This is a genomic window from Paenibacillus filicis, assembly GCF_038070315.1.
Taxonomy (GTDB): Bacteria; Bacillota; Bacilli; order Paenibacillales; family NBRC-103111; genus Paenibacillus_G; species Paenibacillus_G filicis.
The window spans coordinates 685859-706958 of the sequence record NZ_JBBPCC010000001.1; the positions used below are offsets into that span (position 1 = coordinate 685859).

At 41.7% G+C, this 21100-nt stretch carries 15 protein-coding genes; 1 reads left to right on the forward strand and 14 read right to left on the reverse strand.

Annotated elements, in window-relative coordinates:
- Positions 1–259 precede the first annotated feature (259 nt).
- The 13 genes from WMW72_RS03150 to WMW72_RS03210 form a co-directional block, all read right to left on the reverse strand.
- A complete protein-coding gene (locus tag WMW72_RS03150; protein WP_341413943.1) occupies positions 260–1402 on the reverse strand; it encodes a DegT/DnrJ/EryC1/StrS family aminotransferase in 1143 nt (380 codons plus the stop codon).
- A 4-nt stretch (positions 1403–1406) separates the two neighbouring features.
- Positions 1407–2045 carry an acetyltransferase gene (locus WMW72_RS03155; RefSeq protein ID WP_341413944.1) on the reverse strand — a complete coding sequence of 213 codons (639 nt, stop codon included), beginning with the start codon at positions 2043–2045 and terminating at the stop codon, positions 1407–1409.
- Positions 2038–2634, reverse strand: a complete 597-nt coding sequence (locus WMW72_RS03160; RefSeq protein ID WP_341413945.1) for a sugar transferase — start codon at positions 2632–2634, stop codon at positions 2038–2040. The genes WMW72_RS03155 and WMW72_RS03160 overlap by 8 nt, the downstream gene beginning before the upstream one ends.
- A gap of 802 nt (positions 2635–3436) precedes the next feature.
- Positions 3437–4681 (reverse strand): hypothetical protein, encoded by a 1245-nt coding sequence (locus WMW72_RS03165; RefSeq protein ID WP_341413946.1) that lies wholly within the window; start codon positions 4679–4681, stop codon positions 3437–3439.
- Positions 4678–5853 (reverse strand): glycosyltransferase family 4 protein, encoded by a 1176-nt coding sequence (locus WMW72_RS03170; protein WP_341413947.1) that lies wholly within the window; start codon positions 5851–5853, stop codon positions 4678–4680. The genes WMW72_RS03165 and WMW72_RS03170 overlap by 4 nt, the downstream gene beginning before the upstream one ends.
- Positions 5850–6968 carry a glycosyltransferase family 4 protein gene (locus tag WMW72_RS03175; protein WP_341413948.1) on the reverse strand — a complete coding sequence of 373 codons (1119 nt, stop codon included), beginning with the start codon at positions 6966–6968 and terminating at the stop codon, positions 5850–5852. Before WMW72_RS03175 ends, WMW72_RS03170 begins: the two co-directional genes overlap by 4 nt.
- Positions 6965–8194: a polysaccharide pyruvyl transferase family protein gene (locus WMW72_RS03180; RefSeq protein WP_341413949.1), complete on the reverse strand. Its 1230-nt coding sequence runs from the start codon at positions 8192–8194 to the stop codon at positions 6965–6967. The genes WMW72_RS03175 and WMW72_RS03180 overlap by 4 nt, the downstream gene beginning before the upstream one ends.
- 381 nt (positions 8195–8575) lie before the next feature.
- Positions 8576–10087 carry a lipopolysaccharide biosynthesis protein gene (locus WMW72_RS03185; RefSeq protein WP_341413950.1) on the reverse strand — a complete coding sequence of 504 codons (1512 nt, stop codon included), beginning with the start codon at positions 10085–10087 and terminating at the stop codon, positions 8576–8578.
- Positions 10088–10173: 86 nt separating this feature from the next.
- Positions 10174–11997, reverse strand: a complete 1824-nt coding sequence (locus tag WMW72_RS03190; protein WP_341413951.1) for a polysaccharide biosynthesis protein — start codon at positions 11995–11997, stop codon at positions 10174–10176.
- A gap of 27 nt (positions 11998–12024) precedes the next feature.
- Positions 12025–12726 carry a CpsD/CapB family tyrosine-protein kinase gene (locus tag WMW72_RS03195; RefSeq protein WP_341413952.1) on the reverse strand — a complete coding sequence of 234 codons (702 nt, stop codon included), beginning with the start codon at positions 12724–12726 and terminating at the stop codon, positions 12025–12027.
- Positions 12707–13468, reverse strand: a complete 762-nt coding sequence (locus tag WMW72_RS03200) for a YveK family protein (RefSeq protein WP_341413953.1) — start codon at positions 13466–13468, stop codon at positions 12707–12709. The genes WMW72_RS03195 and WMW72_RS03200 overlap by 20 nt, the downstream gene beginning before the upstream one ends.
- A 109-nt stretch (positions 13469–13577) precedes the next feature.
- Positions 13578–15971 carry an S-layer homology domain-containing protein gene (locus WMW72_RS03205; protein WP_341413954.1) on the reverse strand — a complete coding sequence of 798 codons (2394 nt, stop codon included), beginning with the start codon at positions 15969–15971 and terminating at the stop codon, positions 13578–13580.
- A 280-nt stretch (positions 15972–16251) separates the two neighbouring features.
- Positions 16252–17016 (reverse strand): tyrosine-protein phosphatase, encoded by a 765-nt coding sequence (locus tag WMW72_RS03210; protein WP_341413955.1) that lies wholly within the window; start codon positions 17014–17016, stop codon positions 16252–16254.
- Between the two features lie 457 nt (positions 17017–17473).
- Between WMW72_RS03210 and WMW72_RS03215 the strand changes: the two genes are divergently transcribed.
- Positions 17474–19021, forward strand: a complete 1548-nt coding sequence (locus WMW72_RS03215) for an ATP-binding protein (RefSeq protein ID WP_341413956.1) — start codon at positions 17474–17476, stop codon at positions 19019–19021.
- A gap of 145 nt (positions 19022–19166) precedes the next feature.
- Here WMW72_RS03215 and WMW72_RS03220 read toward each other — a convergent pair whose 3' ends face one another.
- A complete protein-coding gene (locus WMW72_RS03220; protein ID WP_341413957.1) occupies positions 19167–21062 on the reverse strand; it encodes a PrkA family serine protein kinase in 1896 nt (631 codons plus the stop codon).
- Positions 21063–21100 lie beyond the last annotated feature (38 nt).

Consider the following 21100-nt stretch of genomic DNA (forward strand, 5'->3'; position numbering starts at 1 on the left):
AATCAAAATATCGTTCGATTACAAGCCTGCACATTTTAGTCAAACTTCAAAGCACATCTTAGATAATGAAAGCATGTTCCGTACTTTCACCTTTACCAATTGATTTACGGCACGATGCTGAAACTTACAGAATTTATCGACCAGGTACTGTGCAGCACAGACGAGTCCCTGTCTACTGCCATCATAAAGTACCACTTGGTTTCTGCTACAAAAAACTGGATAAGTCATCCTTCGTCAAGAGGAACAAAATAGACTACAATTATAGACATTCTTTTAAACAATTAATCACGTAATTTTGGTCTTCTATAGTCAAGTTTGACCCAGAAGGAAGACATACTCCTATATTAAATAATCTTTCAGAAACACTTTCTTCTTCAGTATGAGAATAGTATTGAATACCTTTAAATAAAGGTTGCAGATGCAAAGGTTTCCATACTAGACGGGCTTCAATGTTCTTTTTCTCTAAATACTCTATGATTTTTATAGGATTTCTATAAGAATTAGGTTCAATAGTTAGTGCTGTTAACCAACGAGTTGAAAAGCTAAAATCTGCTTCGGGCATAAATTTAACACCATCAATTTGTGATAACATTTCAAAATATCTCTTAAAAACAGCTCTTCTTGCACAAATACGATCTTCTAACACTTTAAGCTGAGCTATTCCAATTCCTGCAAGAACATTGCTTAACCTATAATTGAATCCTAGCTGACTATGTTGATAATATCTAGCTTGGTCTCGCGATTGTGTGGCCCAGAATCTTGCTCTCTCTAGTGCTTCAATATCATCGGAAACCAACATACCTCCCCCAGAAGTAGTAATAATTTTATTACCATTAAATGAATATATTCCGTACTTACCAAATGTACCACTCATTTTTCCTTTATAAGTAGCACCTAACGATTCGGCGGCATCTTCAATAATAGGTATATTATAGAACTTGCAGATATCTAGTAAGGGGTCCATGTCCGCATTTTGCCCGTATAAGTTAACTAGTATTAAAGCTTTTGGAATTTTACCTTTCTTACTTAATTCAACTATTGCCCTTTTAAGTGCTATGGGTGACATATTCCAAGTATCAGGCTCAGAATCTATAAAAACAGGTTGGGCACCTTCATATAAAATAGGATTAGCACTCGCAACAAAGGTAAAAGTTGAGCACAGAACTAAATCACCAGGCTTTATATTTAACAAACGAAGAGCTAGATGTATGGCCGCTGTCCCAGAACTTAGTGATAGAGCCCCCCTAACACCAACGTAATTTGCTATTTCTTGTTCAAATTGTTCGACATTAGGACCTAATGGTGCTATCCAATTTGAAGCAAATGCACTGTCAATATATTTTTGTTCTTCTCCGCTCATATGCGGAGGGGAAAGGAATATTTTTTCTCGAGCACCGCTCATTTATCTACACCTCATTATTGAATCTTTTTATCACTCTACCGGGAACACCAACCACAGTGGAGGTCGAAGGTACATTCTCTATAATTACAGCACCTGCACCAACTATTGACTCTTGATCTATTGTTATTTGTTGTATAATTGTTGCTCCTATTCCAATCCAGCAAAAATCGCCAATCCTAACACCACCAGCCAAATTAACTCCAGGAGAAAGATGTACACCTGCTCCTAATATACAGTCATGATCTACTGTGCATGCTGTATTAATAATGCAACCAAATGAAATCACTGCATTGGCATTTATTACACAATTTGCAAATATTACCGAACCTTCATCAATAATAGAATACTTACTGATTACTGCCGATGGATGTATTATTGCAGGTAATTTAAACCCAAAATCTTTAAACTTTTTAAGCAAGTTTACTCGCCGCTGATTATCACCAATTGCAACAGCAATATAATTGTAATCTTTTACACATTTAAAAGCATGTTCAATATCTCCTAACACCGGAAACGGATAATTTTTCTTTAAAATATGCTGATCATCTAAAAAAGCAATGCTACTCCATTTACCAGAAGCTTGTGCTGTATCAGCAACGACCTTACCATGTCCGCCTGCACCTATTATTAATAATTTATTCATTTTCTTTTCCTGTAAATACTTCTGTTGTTTCTTTCCCTTTCGGATTAATTCCTTCAGATTTAGCGACCTTAGCTATAGTAAGAATTAATATTTTTAAATCGAGCCAAAAAGTTCTATTATTTACATACCAAACATCTAACTCAAACTTCTCCGACCAAGATATTCCGTTCCTTCCATTTATTTGGGACCAACCTGTTATTCCAGGCCTAACGTCATGGCGTTTCATTTGTTCAGTTGTATATAGAGGTAAATATTCCATCAGCAAGGGTCTTGGACCCACTAAACTTAAATCTCCTTTAATTACATTTAATAATTGTGGAAGTTCGTCTAAACTTAACTTTCTCATAATTCTACCAGTCCCTGTCATTCTTTTTTCATCAGGCAATAAACACCCGTGCTCATCGACCTCATTTGTCATTGAGCGAAACTTATATATATAAAAAGGTTTACCGTTTAATCCAGGTCTTAATTGTTTAAAAAATACGGGAAATCCTACTCCAAAACCTACAAAAATAATTAATATTATTATTAGTGGAGACAAAACAATTAACATTAAAATAGAGAAAAAAAAATCAAACAACCTTTTCATAATGATATAACCCCCTTCTTAAAACCTATACAAACAAGATTATCAAGTATCTTTTAACTATATATCTATCTCTTAATACAAGGTGATAATACTTGCTTTTTGAATATGAAATAGAACTAATCTATTCTACCTAATTTTCTAAATATAACGATCCATTATAAGCAAGAAATCAGTATTCTTTACCTTATTTCGCAGTGAGTTCTCTTCTTAATTATAATTGAACGATAATCCTAAAAAAAAAATGCAGAAAAATATAAGATTAAAAAACTCTTGATGGGCACATCGACCAGATTCTGTTGAAGATGAATCGATGTGCCGAGATTATCAAGCAATTAATCTTACCATTTTTCCAAAAACATCAAAATCATTGCTAATCTGAAGCTTATCGGGATACTGGTTTAGAATCGAGCGAAGTATTTTGAGCGAAAGAAAAACAGTTATTCAGTCAAAGAATTCTTGTCCTTTCTGGATCGTGGTGTGAAAAAGTACAAAGGAAATTAAATCGTGGTGGCTATAGACAATATATGCATCTTCCATACACAATCAAACAATTATCCAACTTTTTCAAAAGAAACATCAAGCCAAACTTACTATGATTATTTCCCTAGGCACTGTCCAAATTTAAAAATAATTGAAGAATTACTGAGTTGGTTAAAGTTGTCTGTTAATTCACATTATCTTTTTCCACATTAAAAAATTCGAATAACCTATTAATGCTTATGCATTGATTTATGAAACGTCGACTACCACTTTTGAACGCCTTAGTCTTCAATCCTATATATTCACACCTAATATATAGGATTTAACGTCGTCTCATTATAAAGGTCAAACCTTTACTATACGTAATAATTAAGTTACGAAAAAAACTATTTGTAAAAAAAATCAAACTAAGTGATAGAATAAATATTGCTATATTAAGAAAAACTCTAAATTCATCTCCCCTAACCCATTTCATTAATAAAACTATACACATACCATAAATCAATATATCTAATATCCTTCTTTTTTTGCTTATTAAGTTATCTATAAATCCTAATATTGAACCTGCTACCCCAGCAATTAATAAGCCACCTAACCAGCCTAAATTTAAGATTGATTCGCCAATAGCCCCAGGTCTTAATTGAGCACCAGATTCCCAAACCCTCAAAAAAAACATTTGTGTTATTATACTATTTCCATCTTTAAAAGAATCCCCAAACATCCAATAAATGGGTGATAAATATGTAAATATTTTATCATCATATTTCGCATCAACCAGACTCCATAAAACATCAAATTCGGGAGTACTTGCAAATATTGATGCAACTCCTTGAAATGAATCACGACCAGTTAGTATAGGAAAAAAAACTACTACAAAACAAACGAATCCAATATATACAATAAGTAATTTTTTCGAGATTTTTCTTGATAATGAAAAAGAAATGATAAGTATTATTAGTGGCTCTATAAAACTAGCACGTGATCCGTAGATCATTGTAAACAATGTAGCAGGCACAAGATGTAAAGCTATAAACCAATTTATCCTTGTTTTTGTAATTATGAATGCACAAAGAAAGAAAATTACAATATATAGATATATAGTGGACATAATTGCCCAGTAACCAATACCATTGAGTGCAGACATCCTACTCAACCATAAATACTCAAATCCAATAGTTTGTAGTATGTGAATAACCCCAAAAAGATTAATAATAAAAAATAAAAGTAATAACATTCTTGTTTTCAAACAAATTACTATTTGTTTTTTTTTGTTATCAATTACTTCGAAGTTAGCATTGGATTTTAAGATTCCTCTTACCAACACATACAGGACACCAACAACTAGTGTCCAAGCACAAACATAAAGATTAGACAAGATAAAACCTTCTTCAGTACCCATATATCTAGAGTTAATAATGTTATATTTTATTGCTATTCCTCTTCCACTATAGGATAGAATAATTGAAAGCATAAATGTAAACATTAAAATACTCTTGTATTTATAACTAACAATGATAACAAATAATAAGATATTTAGGAAAAAAAGAGAGGTTAGTAATTCCGTCAACTCGAACCTCCCCTAACTACTTCAACTAAAAAATCTACATATGATTGATAAACTTTACTAACCTCTAATCTATTTGCGAGATTTAGAGCATTTTTCTTCATTTTATTTTGAAGATCTACTGAGCTTAACAAGCTGCTTAGCTTTGAAGTTAAGTCCTGAGAACTACCCGCTTCATATACAATACCAGCTTTTTCTTCAATTAATATTTCTCCAACTTCCCCCTCAATACTACATACAATAGGTATACCTACACTCAAATAATCATTGACTTTGTATGGCCAACTTACGATAGTATCTTTTCGAAATGGTATTATTCCAATGCTGCATTCACTAAGACATTTTAACAAACTATTATGGGGAACAATACCAGTAACAGTTAAGTCTACTCCATGTTCCTTTGCCTTTTTTAAAAGTTCTTCTCTTCTTTCTCCATCACCAATTAATTTCAGATGTATCTTATTCTGTGAATTCCTATTAAGCTTAGCTATAGCCTCAAGAACAGTATCAAAATCATAGCTCCAACCAAGATTACCAGCATAACCTATAGTAATTATACTACTATGATCTTTTGTTTCCTCTGCTACATTTTCGGATGGATAGCAGCCAAGTGGGATGTGTCTTGTTAAAATCTTCGATTCAGTTAATTTATTCAAATAGCTCAAATAATTTTTAGAATGTGAGACCAATCCTGATGCATTCTTGTATACATTCTCATTATGCTTATACCAAATTTTGAGTATTGGCTGTAAAACTGTCGTAAGTCTTTTTGGTATAGGCAATGCTTGTGGCCATAAATCTAGAACATCCATAATTAGAGGAAAGCTCTTTTTTTTTGCTATTTTTGATAACTTTTTAGCACTTATAGCAGTTGGTACTGTAACCACTGCTGCATCAAATCCTATTGATTTATTTAATACCTTGTTTATTTTTTTAGCAAAAATATAATTTGATAAGACTCTCATTAACCCTAAGGTTTTTCTGTAACCGAGTACTTCTATTTTAATACAATTGACCCCATGGAAATAACTTAAATCCAAGTTTCTTTTCTTTGCACTATGATCAAAATTGGCTGTAACTAATGTTACATCATGTCCGCTTTCAATTAATTGATTTAATAACCTACCTACACGTGTGTGTACAGAAACATATTGCGCTACTACTAATACTTTCATTTTCCATCTCCTAGATTAAATGTTTCAATAACCCTATTTGAGAAAAATGATTCTTTAAAACTCTCTCTAGCTTTTGTGGTGTTTACCCTAATCATATTTTTCATCGTTGCTTTATCTGTCAGTAATTTTAACAGAGCAGCAGTAACCTCAGATGGACAGTTAGCACTGACAAATATAGCACCTTGATCAGTTACTACTTCAGGTATACCTCTGTAGTTTGTAGTAATAACTGCACAACCAGACCACATTGCTTCTAGCAACGATATCGGTAATCCCTCTTCAACAAAATAAGTTGGTAAAACCCATACATCTGCCCATTCCAATAGATCCTTTTTGTTCTCTCCTCGCACAACGCCTTCATATGTACAATTTCTTAAGTCTTTTGTTTTTTCACTAAACCAAACTTTATCATGTACACTTCCCCATTGCCCAGCGAATCTAAATACAAAATGCTCACCATAACTTTTGTTCAATTCTAGTGCACTATTGACTAAATCTTTATATCCCTTTTCCTCAATTAAATTGCTTAAATACACTACATTTAATTTTTTTGATGATCTTTTTAATTTGCCTTCTACCATTTCAATATTGCAAACCTCATTCTCTTTAACAGCATTATAAATAGTAATAACATTTGTTAAACCGACATTAGTGATACTCCGCCGTTGGTCGTCAGTCAATGCAATAACACACCTGGATTTATTCAATAAGCTAATATATCTATTCTTTAAATACTTAGGCAGGTTATTAATGCTTTCAGCCAATCGTCCTCCATGAACATGAATAACGATGGGCACTTTGTTTAAAACACAAAAACTAATTTTAATCATATCAGCAATTATGCCTACAGTACTTTGTCCAGCAGACATGTACATGCAGTCAATATCAACTTTCCATAATGTCCAGGCTATTTTAAAAATTTCGTTAAAAGTTTGAGCAACCCGGTTAATTGATACTTTACCATCCCAAGTTAAAAATTTACTATTGCCGCTCCCTCTTCTAATTTTAATTACATTAACGTTCCTTTTTTCTAATTCTTCAATGATAATTTCATTAGCAACTCCAACACCAGTTGGAGGAAAAGATAGTGCACCATGCAATAAAATATTCCTCATTTTATTTCAACCTTTTCTTTAATTCTAAAAGGTAGTTGATTAAGTTCCTTTTGAATTAATTCTATTTTTTGCTGACTAACTTCAATAATTTCATGACGATTCTCTTGTAGAACTTCTAATTTTTTCCATAATACTTCTGCTGTCACAACTTCAATATTCACTGAATATTGTTCTAGTCCTAGTAATTTCATTGCACCTACAGTTTTTGGTTGGTAGGCTATAGTTATAGTCGGAACATTTCCTACAATAGCAAATAATCCTGAATGTAATCTACTTGCAATAAAAAATTCACAGCTTCTTATTTCTTCAATATATGCTTTTAAAGAAATGTCAGAAGGAACAAAATTAATAGTAATATTTTTCTTATTTAGAATTTCTGATAATTGTCTAATTGCAGTTGTATCACCTGGAACTCCTCGTTGTTCCTTTACTTGTTCAAAAAGAAAAATTTCGTATTTATCTTTTACACAATCAATAAAATTAGCAATTTCCATTATATATCTCTTCTGATTTTCTTCTCTATTTACCCCTGGCCATTCCCAATTTATCACAGTAATTCCTAATTTATTTTTCTTGAAAACATTTTTTTTCAACTCTGGCAAATCTCCAAACATTAAATCAGGAATCTCTATGATGTTATTCCCATGCATTTTCAAGTCTTGCAAACATGTTTCAACACTTGGTTGATCTCGTGCGACAACAAGATGCACGTTATTAAGTAACTTAGCCACCAAATACTTCCGAAAATTTGTTCTAAAAGGCCCTATACTCTGAGGTAATAATATGACTTTTTTCTTCAATCTTAATGCAAGTAATATTTCAGCACATGCTGCAATAAACCCTGTTGATGCATCATTTAGATAGCCACCTGCACAACTTAATACGACATCAGCTTTTTTTACCGCCCTGAAAGTCCTTTCTTTCCCTAAAAAAGGTATTTCTTTCAAAGTAAATAACACAATCAAAAACCATAAAACGTTCAAAATTAATAAAAATCTCCTTTTAACACCTGAACTATTAATACCTCCTAATATATGCGGCACAACTTCTTTTGCACCAAAAAAGGAAGGATCTTCATCTTGTGGATATAATACCGAAGCAGTAACATCACTATCTGTTCCAAATGCTTTTCGAGCATGGTCTATGGATAAGCTCAATAGTGCATGATCACCACGATTCATCGTACCATACCCATTAATTATAATCACTCTTGTCTGCTTGCTCACAATAACAACCTCCAAACCCTACATCTATAAATATGGAATATCCGTTAAAAATGAAACTATAAGCTACACCCAGATTTCAATCAACTATAAACTAATGGATGAGGAAGCAATGCTACTAATCATATTACGTATCCGTCAATAATTCATTAATGTTGGTACTTAAGGACCTGTTTAGAACATATCACATCAAGTCGATATTCAATCGCTACTAGATGTAGATTTGCTCAACTGCAATGTCTAACTATAATGTGGTCTCTACGATCACCATAACAGAAAGTCACATTTAATAGCTTAAAAAACAAGCTAACGGATCTAATGATAATCATATGGTTTAATAAATTATTTCCATCTAAATAGCGATCGTATACAAATTAAATTTCGTTACCCCTTAATTCTTTTCCTCATTGTTACTAAAATCTGTTTTTTATAAATCATCGCTAGAGGAATTAAACAAACTAATGTATAAAAAGAGATTCCTAACAATAAATGCAAAAATACATTCTCTATAACAAAGTAATAACTAATAAGTTTTACAACTGCAATAGCAAAAACTGCACTGCATAAGGTTACTACTGGCAATTTCCACTTCACACTCCAATTTAAGAGCTTTCTCCCAGATAGATAACCAAATATGCTATATAAAAAATAGCAGATCAATGTTGTCCAGGCAGCTATTTTATAACCAAAAAAAGGAACAAGTAATACATTTAAGATAATATTAATCAAAGCTATAAAGATAATGAGCAACATGATATTAGTCGTTTTTTCATAAAATTCAAACGGCTTATGTGCATAATGAGCAAATGACATAAATACCATACCTGCTAAGGCAACTGGCATTATTGAAGATCCCACCCTAAAATTTTCTCCTAAAAAAATTTCAGCTATATCAACATAAAACAACCAACACCCCCCCAGTAACACAATACCAGAGGATAGAATCATTGCAGAGACAGTTCCCAACCAATGGACAACTTCGCCCTTATGCCCTTTTGACCATGCACTCATTAGAAATGGGTATGCTGCTATTGAGACTGGCATTGAAATGAGTCCGATTGTACCACTAACCAGATTATAACTTGCAGAGTAAATACCAACTTCTTCTGACCCTCTAAAAATATTTATTATTATTCTATCGCTGATGCTTAAGACACTAGAAGCCAAAAACCAAATCATCATAGGTGTTCCGTACATTAGCATTTTCCTGCTACTATGCAGTAATTCTTTAACCTTATACATCTTAACTCTAACTGTAAGCACTACATCAGACTTTAATCTTCTCAACAAAGGAAAGAAAAGCAACATCCATGCTGCAATCGCTCCCCAAAGTAAAGCTACAGGAGATTTTGATAAAGAAAATGCAAATAAAACACTAAAAATAAACTTAAAAACATTATTAAGAACTTCTATTTTTGAATAATAAGCTGATTGTAATTGCGATTGTAATATAGCACTCATAATAGAAAAAGTTATACTTAAAATCCCAAATATCCCGGAAGGTATTAAATATTCACGGTAATCAAGGAAAAACTTATTATTGAATAGTAATAATATAACTGTTGTTATCAACACACTAACCAAAATAAGCCCATAGAATGTTAATGTTAGTATTTTTTCAATTTCCTCTTCTTTTCCTCCAGAAGCATATCTTACAATTGGTTGTTTAAACAACTGACTTAGTACTGTTGTGACTATCCCAACAATAGAAAAGACGCTAGCATAAATACCATATTCATTTATCTCAAACAGACGAGTGAAAATCGCTGAAGAAAGTAGTGATATTAATGCTGGAATAGCAACTGCAATTGAGTAGTGCTTGATTTGAGTAACAAGCCCTCTCATTGACTCTCTTCTTTCATTCTTTTTACTCTGAATAAGTTCATCCGCTGACATTCTATCACACTCAATATATTTTGTATTAGTTTAGCAATAAAACTTAGTATCATAATAAAGTAGTTTGTATAAGATGTATATTTTATTCAAGACACATTTAAAAATGTCGGTACCATACTCTTCAAACTCTCCCTAATCTCAGCCCGATCCCCGCTCAAGCTCTTCTCCAGCATCTTCAACTCCAACTCGAACTGAGCCTGGTTCACCAACGTCGGCTTTCCGATAAATATCCGGTCATGCACCGTTGATCCAATGCCTTCCTCATCCGTCAAAAGCTCCTCATACAGCTTCTCTCCCGGGCGAATGCCGCTGAATTCAATCTCCATCTCCTCATACGGCTCGAAGCCGGACAAGCGGATCAAGTCTTCAGCCAGCTTCACAATCCGCACCGGCTCGCCCATATCCAGGATGAAGATCTCGCCACCCTTGGCAAAGGCACCGGCCTGGATCACAAGTTGTACAGCCTCCGGGATGGTCATGAAGTAGCGGATCATCTCCGGATGGGTAACGGTCACCGGACCGCCTAAGGCGATCTGGCGCTTGAAGTGTGGAATAACGCTTCCACGGCTGCCGAGAACGTTGCCGAATCGCACCGCTACGAACTTGGTCTTGCTGGTCTTGCCCAGTGATTGGACGATCATCTCGGCAATCCGCTTCGTGGTCCCCATAATACTCGTCGGGTTCACCGCCTTATCGGTCGAGATCATCACGAACCGTTCGCTACCATAACGATCTGCGGCTTCCGCGACGTTTTTCGTGCCGAACACGTTGTTCTTGATCGCCTCCGCAGGGTTACGTTCCATCAGAGGTACGTGCTTGTGGGCAGCTGCATGGAAGACGACCTCAGGTCGGTACATCTGGAACACTTCATCGATTCTTTCTCTATCCTGTATATCAGCGATAACGGTCTCGATCGGGATTTCCGGAAATTTCGTACGCATTTCCATCTCGATATTGTAAATACTGTTCTCACCATGCCCGAGAAGTACCAAGCATTTGGGCTGGAAGGGTGCGATTTGTCGGCATAGCTCGGAGCCGATAGAGCCTCCGGCTCCCGTGACGAGGACCGTTTTGTTTTCAACGTAATTAGCGATTCCCTCCAGATCCACATTGACAGGATCACGCCCCAGCAAGTCTTCGACTTCTACATCGCGAATTTGCTTGACGGTTACTTTTCCATGGATCAGATCCGTGAGGTTCGGAATGATTCTTAGCTTGGCCTTCGTGCCCTTGCATACTTCAATGATCTCAGCTGTCGCTTTCCTTGATACGGAGGGCATTGCGATAATAATTTCTTTTATTTCCAAAGAAGTTGCCGCTGCAACTATATGTTCACGTGAACCTACAACGGGAAGATTATGTATATGCTGTCTATGCTTCATTGGGTCATCATCGATGAATGCTACGGGATAGATCGTTGCGTCCAACTGGCTGAGCATTTCTTTCGCTATCAGTGCTCCGCAATCCCCTGCGCCGAAGATCAGCGCGTTTTTATGGACTGGCTTCTTCTTAACCAAATAACGGTCCCGCAATACCCGCCACAGAAAGCGCGATCCTCCTACACAAAGCAGAAGTGTTTCATAATGTCTTAGCAGGATGGACAACGGCACTCTTTCCATCGTAATCAGGTATGTTACGAGGTAGGAGAGAATGACCCCGATCGTGACGGACTTGAAGATCGCGACGATCTCCCCGATACTGGCATACTGCCAGACCCGGTTATACAGCTTGAAGTATCGCATCGTCAGGAAGCAAATAACGCAGGATACGGTCCCATAAATCAAAGCCTGAACAGTGAAGGAGGATGGGATACTGCCGTCAAAGCGAAGTACATATGCGGTTAAAATGCTGAACCATACAATCGCCATGTCCAGTATAACGAGCAGCGAATGTCTTTTTTCGTAACTCATGTCCATCCTCCATTACATGCCGAGCTGTTATTTTTGGGACTCACTGGTCCCGTAGTAATAATAGTAATAGGATTCCGCATTCTTACGGTCCATGTTATTCAGAACGACCCCCAGGATACGGGCTTTGACATGATCCAGGTTGGCCTTGGCCTTGATTGCCATATCGCGTTTCACCTTGCCTGAGTCTACGACGAGAATGACACCGTCACACTTGGTCGCTACGATCTGGGAATCGGTTACGGCCAAGGTCGGAGGAGCATCGACCAGGATAATATCGAAAGATTGCTTCAAATCCTCCAGCAAAGCAGTCATGCGCTTGGAAGCGAGCATTTCGGAGGGATTGGGAGGAATCGGCCCCGATGTGATCAAGGACAGATTGTCCACATACGTCTGCTGTACAACCTCATTCAGCTTGGCTTGGCCGGATATAATCGAAGTCAGTCCCCATCGGTTCGTTACGGAAAACGTGTGATGCATCGTAGGCTTGCGTAAATCCGCGTCGATCACAACAACCTTCATATCGGTCTGGGCGTAAGCCACGGCCAGGTTCGTTAAGGTGGTCGACTTGCCCTCGCCCGGACCTGCCGAGGTTACCATGATGACCCGCAGTTCTTCGTCGATAGCCGAGAACTGGATGTTGGTCCGCAGCGTCCGGTAGGCCTCGGAAATCGGGGATTTCGGATTCTCATGTGTAATGATCGGCCGGCGGTTATTGGTTGATGGAAGCACGGGTCGGTTCACCTACTTGTCCAGGTTTGGATGACGAAGTCGCTTTTGTCGCAAGCATATCTTCGTCCTTGATCTTGGCAATCATCGCCATCGTAGGAAGATCCAGATACTGTTTGATATCTTCCTCTGTCTTAATGGAGTCATCCAAATACTCCATCAGGAAGGCAAGCCCGATCGCAAGCATCAGGGAAACGACAAAGCTAATGGCGATATTCAGATTCGGATTAGGCTTGACTGGAGTTGGATTCTCCAGATAAGTCGCTTCATTAAGCAGGGACACATTGTCTACCTTCATAATGGAAGGAATCTGATCCTGAAACACCTTGGACACCGCATTCACGATGTCTGCCGCTTTATTGTAGGAGTTGTCCTGGACAATCAGGGTCATGACCTGCGTGTTGTTCACAGAACTAACTCGTACCTTCTTGATCAGCTCATCGGCGCTGAGGTTAAACTGCGGGTAATCCTTGGCTACTTTATCCATAATACGAGGCGTCTTGATGACTTCTTTATACGTATCGATCAGCCGGATGTTCAAGTTGACCGAGTTGATGTCCACCTGCTGCATACCCTGCTGTTCATTGGATTTATTCACGATCAGCTTCGTGGATGCCTCATAGACAGGCTCCATGAAGAAGTAGCTGACAACTCCTGTAGCGAGTGTGCAGAGTAAAACAAAGGCAAGGATTAGCCAGATCCGCTTGCGAATGATCTTGATATAATCCTTCAAATCGAGTTCCATTATGTTCCTCCATCCATAGAAAGGCAGCATTGAGTGCGTGAGTAATCGTGAACAATCAAAACCGATACCTCCCCCCGCGAGGAGAGGAGGTATCCGATTGTAAGACAGATTACTTATTCAGCAAACGGTAGATCACTACAGCTGCTTGAGCACGTGTAGAGTTAGCATTCGGATTGAACTTGTCGCCTTCTTCTCCGACGATGATGCCTGCGGAAGCAGACAAGGCAACGCCCGATTTCAGAGACTCATTGACATCTGCTGCGTCTACGAAGCCCTTCAGTGCAGCATCGGCATCCTTCACGGCAGCCAGATCTTTGACCGAAGTCAACGCTCTTGCAGCGATCGTTGCCATCTCAGCGCGAGTGATCTTGCCGTTTGGCTCAAACTTGCCCTCGGAACGGCCATTCACAAGTCCGTGCTTGACAGCGGAAGCGACATAAGGCTGGAACCAATCGCTATCGTTCACATCGTCGAAGCTTTCGGATGCATTTGCAGCCTGCAGGCCAAATGTGTTGACGATCATCTTGGCGAACTCGGCACGCGTTACGTTGTCATTCGGCACGAACTGCTTGTCTCCACGGCCTTCCACGATGCCTTTGGCCGCAGTAACTTCGATCTGGCGTCCGGCCCATGCTTGTACGGAAAGCGTGTCGTCGAACGTTACGTTGTTTTCAACAACCGTATAGGACGAGAACGAGCTGCGATTTTGCGACAGTTGCTTCGTCGCTGCATTGTACAAGCCGCCATAGTACTCCAGCTTGCCGCCAACAATCTTAGCAAGCGTCAGCTTTTCTTTGTCGAACTTGGATACATCATCTACCGGCAAGCTCAGGACGATCGGAGCGGAGAAGGTAGAGACCGTTTTACCGTCAACCGTGATGGTAAATTCATATACTTTGGAAGCAACCGGCAGGTCAGTAACGTCCTTAATGGCCGAAGCATCCTGAGTTTGAATAGCCAACGTCGTATCTGCATTGAAAGCAGAAGGTTGAAGAGCAACACCAACGCCGTTCACTTGAATCGCAACGTTAGCGAAATTTCCGTTCTTTGCTGCTTCCAGCACGGATTTGGCGAGAGGGAGAGAGATTGCAGTTGCATTGACCGTACCCAAGTTAAGTTTAAGCTCCAGCTTCTTGCTCAAGTCAGCTTTCGCACCCAGCTTGTCCAGCTTGTCGCCAAGCAGCTTCACTTGGTCAAGTACATTTTTGATTTGCTTCACCAAATCAGCCGCATCAAGCTTCAGCTCCGCTTTGCCATCAGTTACGACGATTTTGTTGGAAAGATCCAAGTTCGCCGCTTTCGCTACAGCTTCCGCTGCTTTTGTAACCAGACCGTCCAGGTAAGCTTGCTTGGCATTTCCCTCCAGCTTCGCCAGCTCTGCTGCCGCATTGTCGAGCTCTTTGCTTACAGCGTCAACGGCAGGGTCGTTGCTGCTGGAGAAACCACCACCACCGCCACCACCACCGCCGGAGCTCTTCTCTTCTTCCTTGGAGACAGTCACGGTTTTCTTAACAATGAGCTTCTTATCCAATTCCGTAGCGCCAAGCTTCAGACGGCCGTATACTTCGCCCGTTACAGAGGCTCCAGCTTGAGTTACTTTAGCTGTAATTATCCCCGAATTATAGCTAACAGCAACCCCTCTATCAGAAGGAGTAAATCCTACTTCAAGCAGGGAATCGGGAATTTTAATTCCTTTTACATCAAAGCTGATACTATATGTACCACTGGAAGTCGAATATGAAGAATTACTGGATTGAGCAATTTTATAACGAAGCGCTGCCAAACCCAAGCTGTAAACAGCTGCGTTCTCAGGATCTACTTCTTTAATAAAGTTTAAAGAAGTTTGTGCAAGCTCTTCAGCACCGATTTCGAGTCCTTTAAGCAGATCGTTGAACTTATTGTCTCGATCTAAAACAGCCTGAGCCGATTCCTTGACGATTTTTTTCAATTCTTCTTTGTCATTGGTTGCCAGCTTAGCCAGGCTCTCAATATCTGCTGTCGCAAGTCTAGTCAAGAGCTCCGACTGGAACAAGCTTACATAGTTCAACACATCATCTGTAGTAACTTCAGATTGCAGCAAATCAACATCCGCTGCTTCTTGAAGCTTGGTTAAAGTTGCGCGAACCTCTTTGTTGTTCAAATAAGCTACCAAGGAAGCCTTATTCGTTTTAAAGAACGGATCAAGCTGGGTGAACAGCTTAAGCACAGCCTTTTTATCACCATCGTCTACCAGCTTCTTAGTAAGCAACTCGACAAGTGCAGGATCAGTCAACGTCTTCAGCTTAGCATCAGCCGCTTCTACCGCCGCCTTCTCTCCTTCTTCCCAATCCAGATACGATTGCAGCAATTTAAGTTTAGCCTCTACATCATCCAGCGTAGCAGCATGCGCCGTACTGCCGAACCCGGCTTTCTCAAACAATCCTTTTTGGCTAAGCGGCAATCCTGCGAAGGATGCCACTGTCAAACTGGCGGCTACGGTGGTGGCAAGTATTTTTTTCTTCACTAGTTACATTCCTCTCCTTATCAAACCATATATTTTATAAAGAACATATAGAAGAGAGGCGGCCTCTCTGTGCTGACTGTAGTATATAACGAACACGGCCCTATCTCTTCTATGTCTTTATCTTCAGGTTAAAGATCTTTGTATAGATCTTGTATAGATCTTCCACGTACAAAATGAAATGTTACAGGAAGATCAAGAAATGGTCAATTCTTTTACCTATTTTCACAGACAATCTAAAGGATTCTTTAACTTCCCAGAAAACCCCATTACTTAAAACGTTTCACCAAACCTTCCACCATTGCTTTCTCCTGGCTTGTGGCGCCGACAGAAAAGGGATCTCTTCCCGCTCCAATAGCCGCTCGGCATTGTCCCTGAGATATTCCTCCATCGTTCTCCCGCACTCCCGCCCAATAAGTGAATAAGCCTGTCCAAGTCCGAAGGCCCGGTTCCCCAGATTATGCGCATCGGAGGAAACAAACTGAGCCAGCCCCTGACCGCACCAGTCGAGACAAAGCTTCTGCAGCTTGCGCCCGAACGCTCCGTTAACGGAATGGGAAGTCAATTGGGATAACGCTCCGGCTTCGATCAAGTGCGCCAGCTTGTCCGGATGGGCGGCAAGCACGGAGTTGCGCTCCGGATGGGCGATGATGGGGATACGGTGCTGGATGCGAAGCTCATGGATCAGTTCCTCTGTATAGGAAGGAACATCGGAGGTCGGAAGCTCCAGCAGGAGATACTGCGTATCGTGAAGGCCGATCGTCCCGCCTGCTTGCAGATCGTCTAGCAGCTCGCGGTTAATCCGCACCTCCTGGCCGGCAAGCACCTTCACGGCCACTCCTTGTGCCTCTAGGAGCCGGTTTAACGTGTCCACATCGTGGCGCACATGCATACCCGGGTTGGAATATTTGCCGTTGGCATGGTGAGGGGTGGCGATCAACGTATGGATCCCTTCTTGCTGGGCAGCCTGGGCCATCTGGACGGCAAGCGCCTCGTCTGCAGCGCCGTCGTCGATTCCTGGAAGAATATGCGTGTGTATGTCGATCAAGATGCAGTCTCCTATCCTGACAAATTCCTTCTTTCTAGTATGTATGACTTTCCCTATGACATTCCCTATGACAAATTATAAAGAAAAGATTGATTTTTGTCATGAGCATATAATGTGAACTTTTTCACCAAAAAAATAAGCCCCTGGTTCCAGGGTCTATCATTTACTTCATAATTCGACAAGAGCTATAATGATAGGATCATTCGAGCACAGCTGGCTCAGCAGCGCACAGCACGCTTCCCCCGGAAGCCTTGGAACCTGCTATCCGACTATACAGCTCCTGTAGCCGGCTGCCGGGCTTCATTTCTGGTAAGTCGATATACTCACACCTGGATAAACGTATGGACCCAGATACACGCTTTACTCCTCCTTGTTATACGCTTACACATTTAACTAGGATACGGGCTCTCATCCATGCTATAATGAACCGAACGCGACAGGCAGGTGATTTCATTTCATGCAGAAAATACCAGTTGTTCGTCATAAAAAAAGCTCTGAAATTCTAATTATCCCGTCGGATGAAGTCGTCAAGATCGAGTGCATCCGCGATAAGGAATATATCATCCATACTGTGAACGAACAGTTTTATTGGGCCGCTTCGCTAGAGGCATTCGAGGAATGGCTGTACGAAGAAGGCTTCCGCCTTATCGACCGGATGAATGTGGTCAATATGAATCATGTGACCGAGTATGAATCGCGCAAAGGCTCCGTCAAGCTTCAAGTCAGCCCCCACTCTCCCTCCAAAACTGCGTCGGCAGCCTGGATCCACAGCGAGCATATCACGAATGTGATCAATCTTTTACGCAAAATGAAGGAACTGGATCATGGTCTCCCCGCAGAAGAAGAAGATCTCTTCGAGACCATTCTCGCTCAGGAGGAGGATCACCGCTTCGCGCGCTCCTATGCGATGATCCAGGCGCTTTACGAGAAGCGCAAGGCAGAAATCCTCCTGGAGGAAAGCGAGCTGCGCTACAAATCGCTGTTCGAGCATAACCCGGACCCGATCTGCTCCTTCAATCTGAGCGGACAGATTACAAGCGTCAACCCGGTCATGTTCGCAGCCACAGGCTTCACCGAGCAAGAGCTGTTGAACAAAACGATCGACGTCCTGCTGTTTCCCGAACATTACGCGATCTGGGCAGCCAATTTCCTCGGTACGCTGAATGGTTCCCCTTCCCATTATGAGGTGGCGTTCCGTCATAAAAACGGCAGCCGGATTGAGCTGAGCATCCACAACTTCCCGATCTTCGTAGGCAAGCAGATTGCCGGACTGTTCATGATCGGCCAGGATATCAGCGAACGCAAGCGGGCCGAGGAGATGCTGCTCCGCTCCGAGAAGCTGTCGATCGTCGGTCAGATGGCTGCAGGGGTCGCCCACGAGATACGTAATCCGCTTACGTCACTGAGGGGCTTCGTGCAGCTCATGCAGTCCCGGGTTAACGGCTTCGATCATTATTTCAATATTATGCTGGAAGAGCTGGATCGCATTAATTTCATCGTTAGCGAATTTCTGGTCATTGCTAAGCCCCAATCGGTAGTCTTCCAGCCCAGAGACCCGTCCGCGATCCTGCACAATACGATTATGCTGACTGGCTCCCAGGCTATGATCCGCAAAGTGAATATCGTCACCCAGGCAGAGCCGGGACAGCTGCTCATCAACTGCGATGAGAACCAGATCAAGCAGGTATTCATCAATATTTTGAACAATTCGGTGGATTCTATGGAAGATGGAGGAACCATCACCGTTGACTTCAGGCTCCATGAGGACGGCCGGGTACGGATGCGGTTCGCCGATGAAGGCTGCGGCATTCCTGAGGACCGGCTTCCACGCCTCGGAGAACCATTCTATACGACCAAGGAGAAGGGCACAGGGCTCGGGCTGATGGTAACCTTCAAGATTATCGAAAATCACGGAGGCGAGATGAAAATCCACAGCGTGCTGGGTCAAGGCACGACGGTAGACATCTACATGCCTCCCGTCCCTGCCTCAACCTCTTCCCCATAGCAGAACATGCTTACCGTTAAGGACAAACGAGTATGAGGCTGCGTAAGAAGGACCCCCACTCCACCTGGCCGGTGAATTTGGAGGCCTTTTTTTATCTATATTTTACCGTGTAATCATTCATCTGCAAGAGTGCCAGATTTCACGTCTACCGATTGAGCAGACTGCCTACATACCGGAGCAGTTCGTTGGCCGAGGCCGTCGTATAGCCGTGCTCCTCGACCAGGCGCTTAATCACCTCATTAATGCGCTTGAGCTGATTCTCATCCGGCGTCTTCGTCGATGTCGTAATCTTCACGATATCTTTCAGATCGGCAAAAAGCTTCTTCTCAATCGCTTCGCGCAGCCGCTCGTGGCTGCTGTAATCGAACCGCCTTCCTTTGCGGGAATAGGACGACATACGGATCAAAATTTCTTCGCGGAACGCTTTCTTCGCATTCTCCGAGATGCCGATCTGCTCCTCGATCGACCGCATCAGCCTCTCATCCGGGTCCATCTCCTCGCCGGTTAGCGGATCCTTGATCTTAGCCCAGTTGCAATAGGCTTCGATATTGTCCAGATAGTTATTAAAGAGCGTCTTAGCAGATTCATCGAAGGAATAGACGAACGCCTTCTGCACTTCCTTCTTGGCCAGCTCGTCATATTCCTTACGGGCGATGGAGATGAAGTTCAAATACCGCTCCCTCTCCTCCTTCGTAATCGACGGATGCTGATCCAGACCGTCCTTGAGCGCCCTGAGCACATCCAGGGCATTGATAAATTCCAGATCATGGCGGATCAGCGCACTGGAGATCCGGTTGATAACATAACGCGGATCGATACCCGTCATGCCTTCCTCCAGGTACTCGCTCTGCATCTCCTTCAGATCTGCTTCCTTGTAGCCCTCGACTTCCTGACCATCGTACATGCGCATCTTCTTCACCAGATCCATGCCCTGCTTCTTGGACTCCTTCAGACGGGTCAGAATCGAGAAGATGGCGGCTGCCCGCAGCGAATGCGGAGCGATATGTACGTGCTTCATGTCACTTTGCTCGATAAGCTTGGTATAAATGCGCTCTTCCTCCGACACCTTGAGGTTATATGGAATCGGCATGACGATCATACGCGATTGCAGCGCTTCGTTTTTCTTATTGGCGATAAATGATTTATACTCGGATTCATTCGTATGCGCAATAATCAGCTCATCCGCGCTGATCAGCGCAAAACGCCCGGCCTTGAAATTACCCTCCTGCGTCAACGACAGCAGGTTCCACAGGAACTTCTCGTCGCACTTGAGCATCTCCTGAAACTCCATCAGTCCGCGGTTGGCCTTGTTGAGCTCCCCGTCGAACCGGTAAGCGCGCGGATCGGACTCCGAGCCGTACTCCGTAATCGTGGAGAAGTCGATACTGCCGGTCAGATCGGCGATATCCTGTGACTTGGGGTCCGACGGGCTGAACGTCCCGATACCGGTCCGGCTATCTTCGGAGATGAACACCCGATCGATGATGACATCCTCAATCCGCCCCCCGTATTCGTCGCGAAGACGAATCTGGCAGGATGGGCAAAGATTGCCTTCGATCTTCACCTCGAATTCCTGCTCCACCTCGTGACGCAGCTCATGCGGGATCAGATGCAGCGGCTCCTCGTGCATCGGGCAGCCCTTGATGGCATAGACAGCTCCGTCGTCCGTGCGCGAGAACTGTTCCAGCCCCCGCTTGAGCATCGTAACGAGGGTCGACTTGCCTCCACTCACCGGACCCATTAAGAGCAGGATACGCTTGCGCACGTCGAGACGTCTGGCAGCAGAATGGAAGTATTCTTCCACCAGCTTCTCCACGGAGGCATTCAGCCCGAAAATCTCCTTCTCAAAAAACTGATACTTCCGTTGCCCGCCTTCGTCGGTGATGCCGTGAGAGGCGATCATTTCGTAAACCCGCGAATGCGCCGTCATGGCAAGGCGAGGATTGTCCCGCAGCTTTTGCATGTACTCGGCAAAGGTACCGGACCAGGCCAGCCTTTCCGTCTCCGTGCGATAATCGGCGATTTTTTTGAAAATATTCATGTTTCTTACCTCCTCCGGGCTTTGCTCAGCAGGCAAAA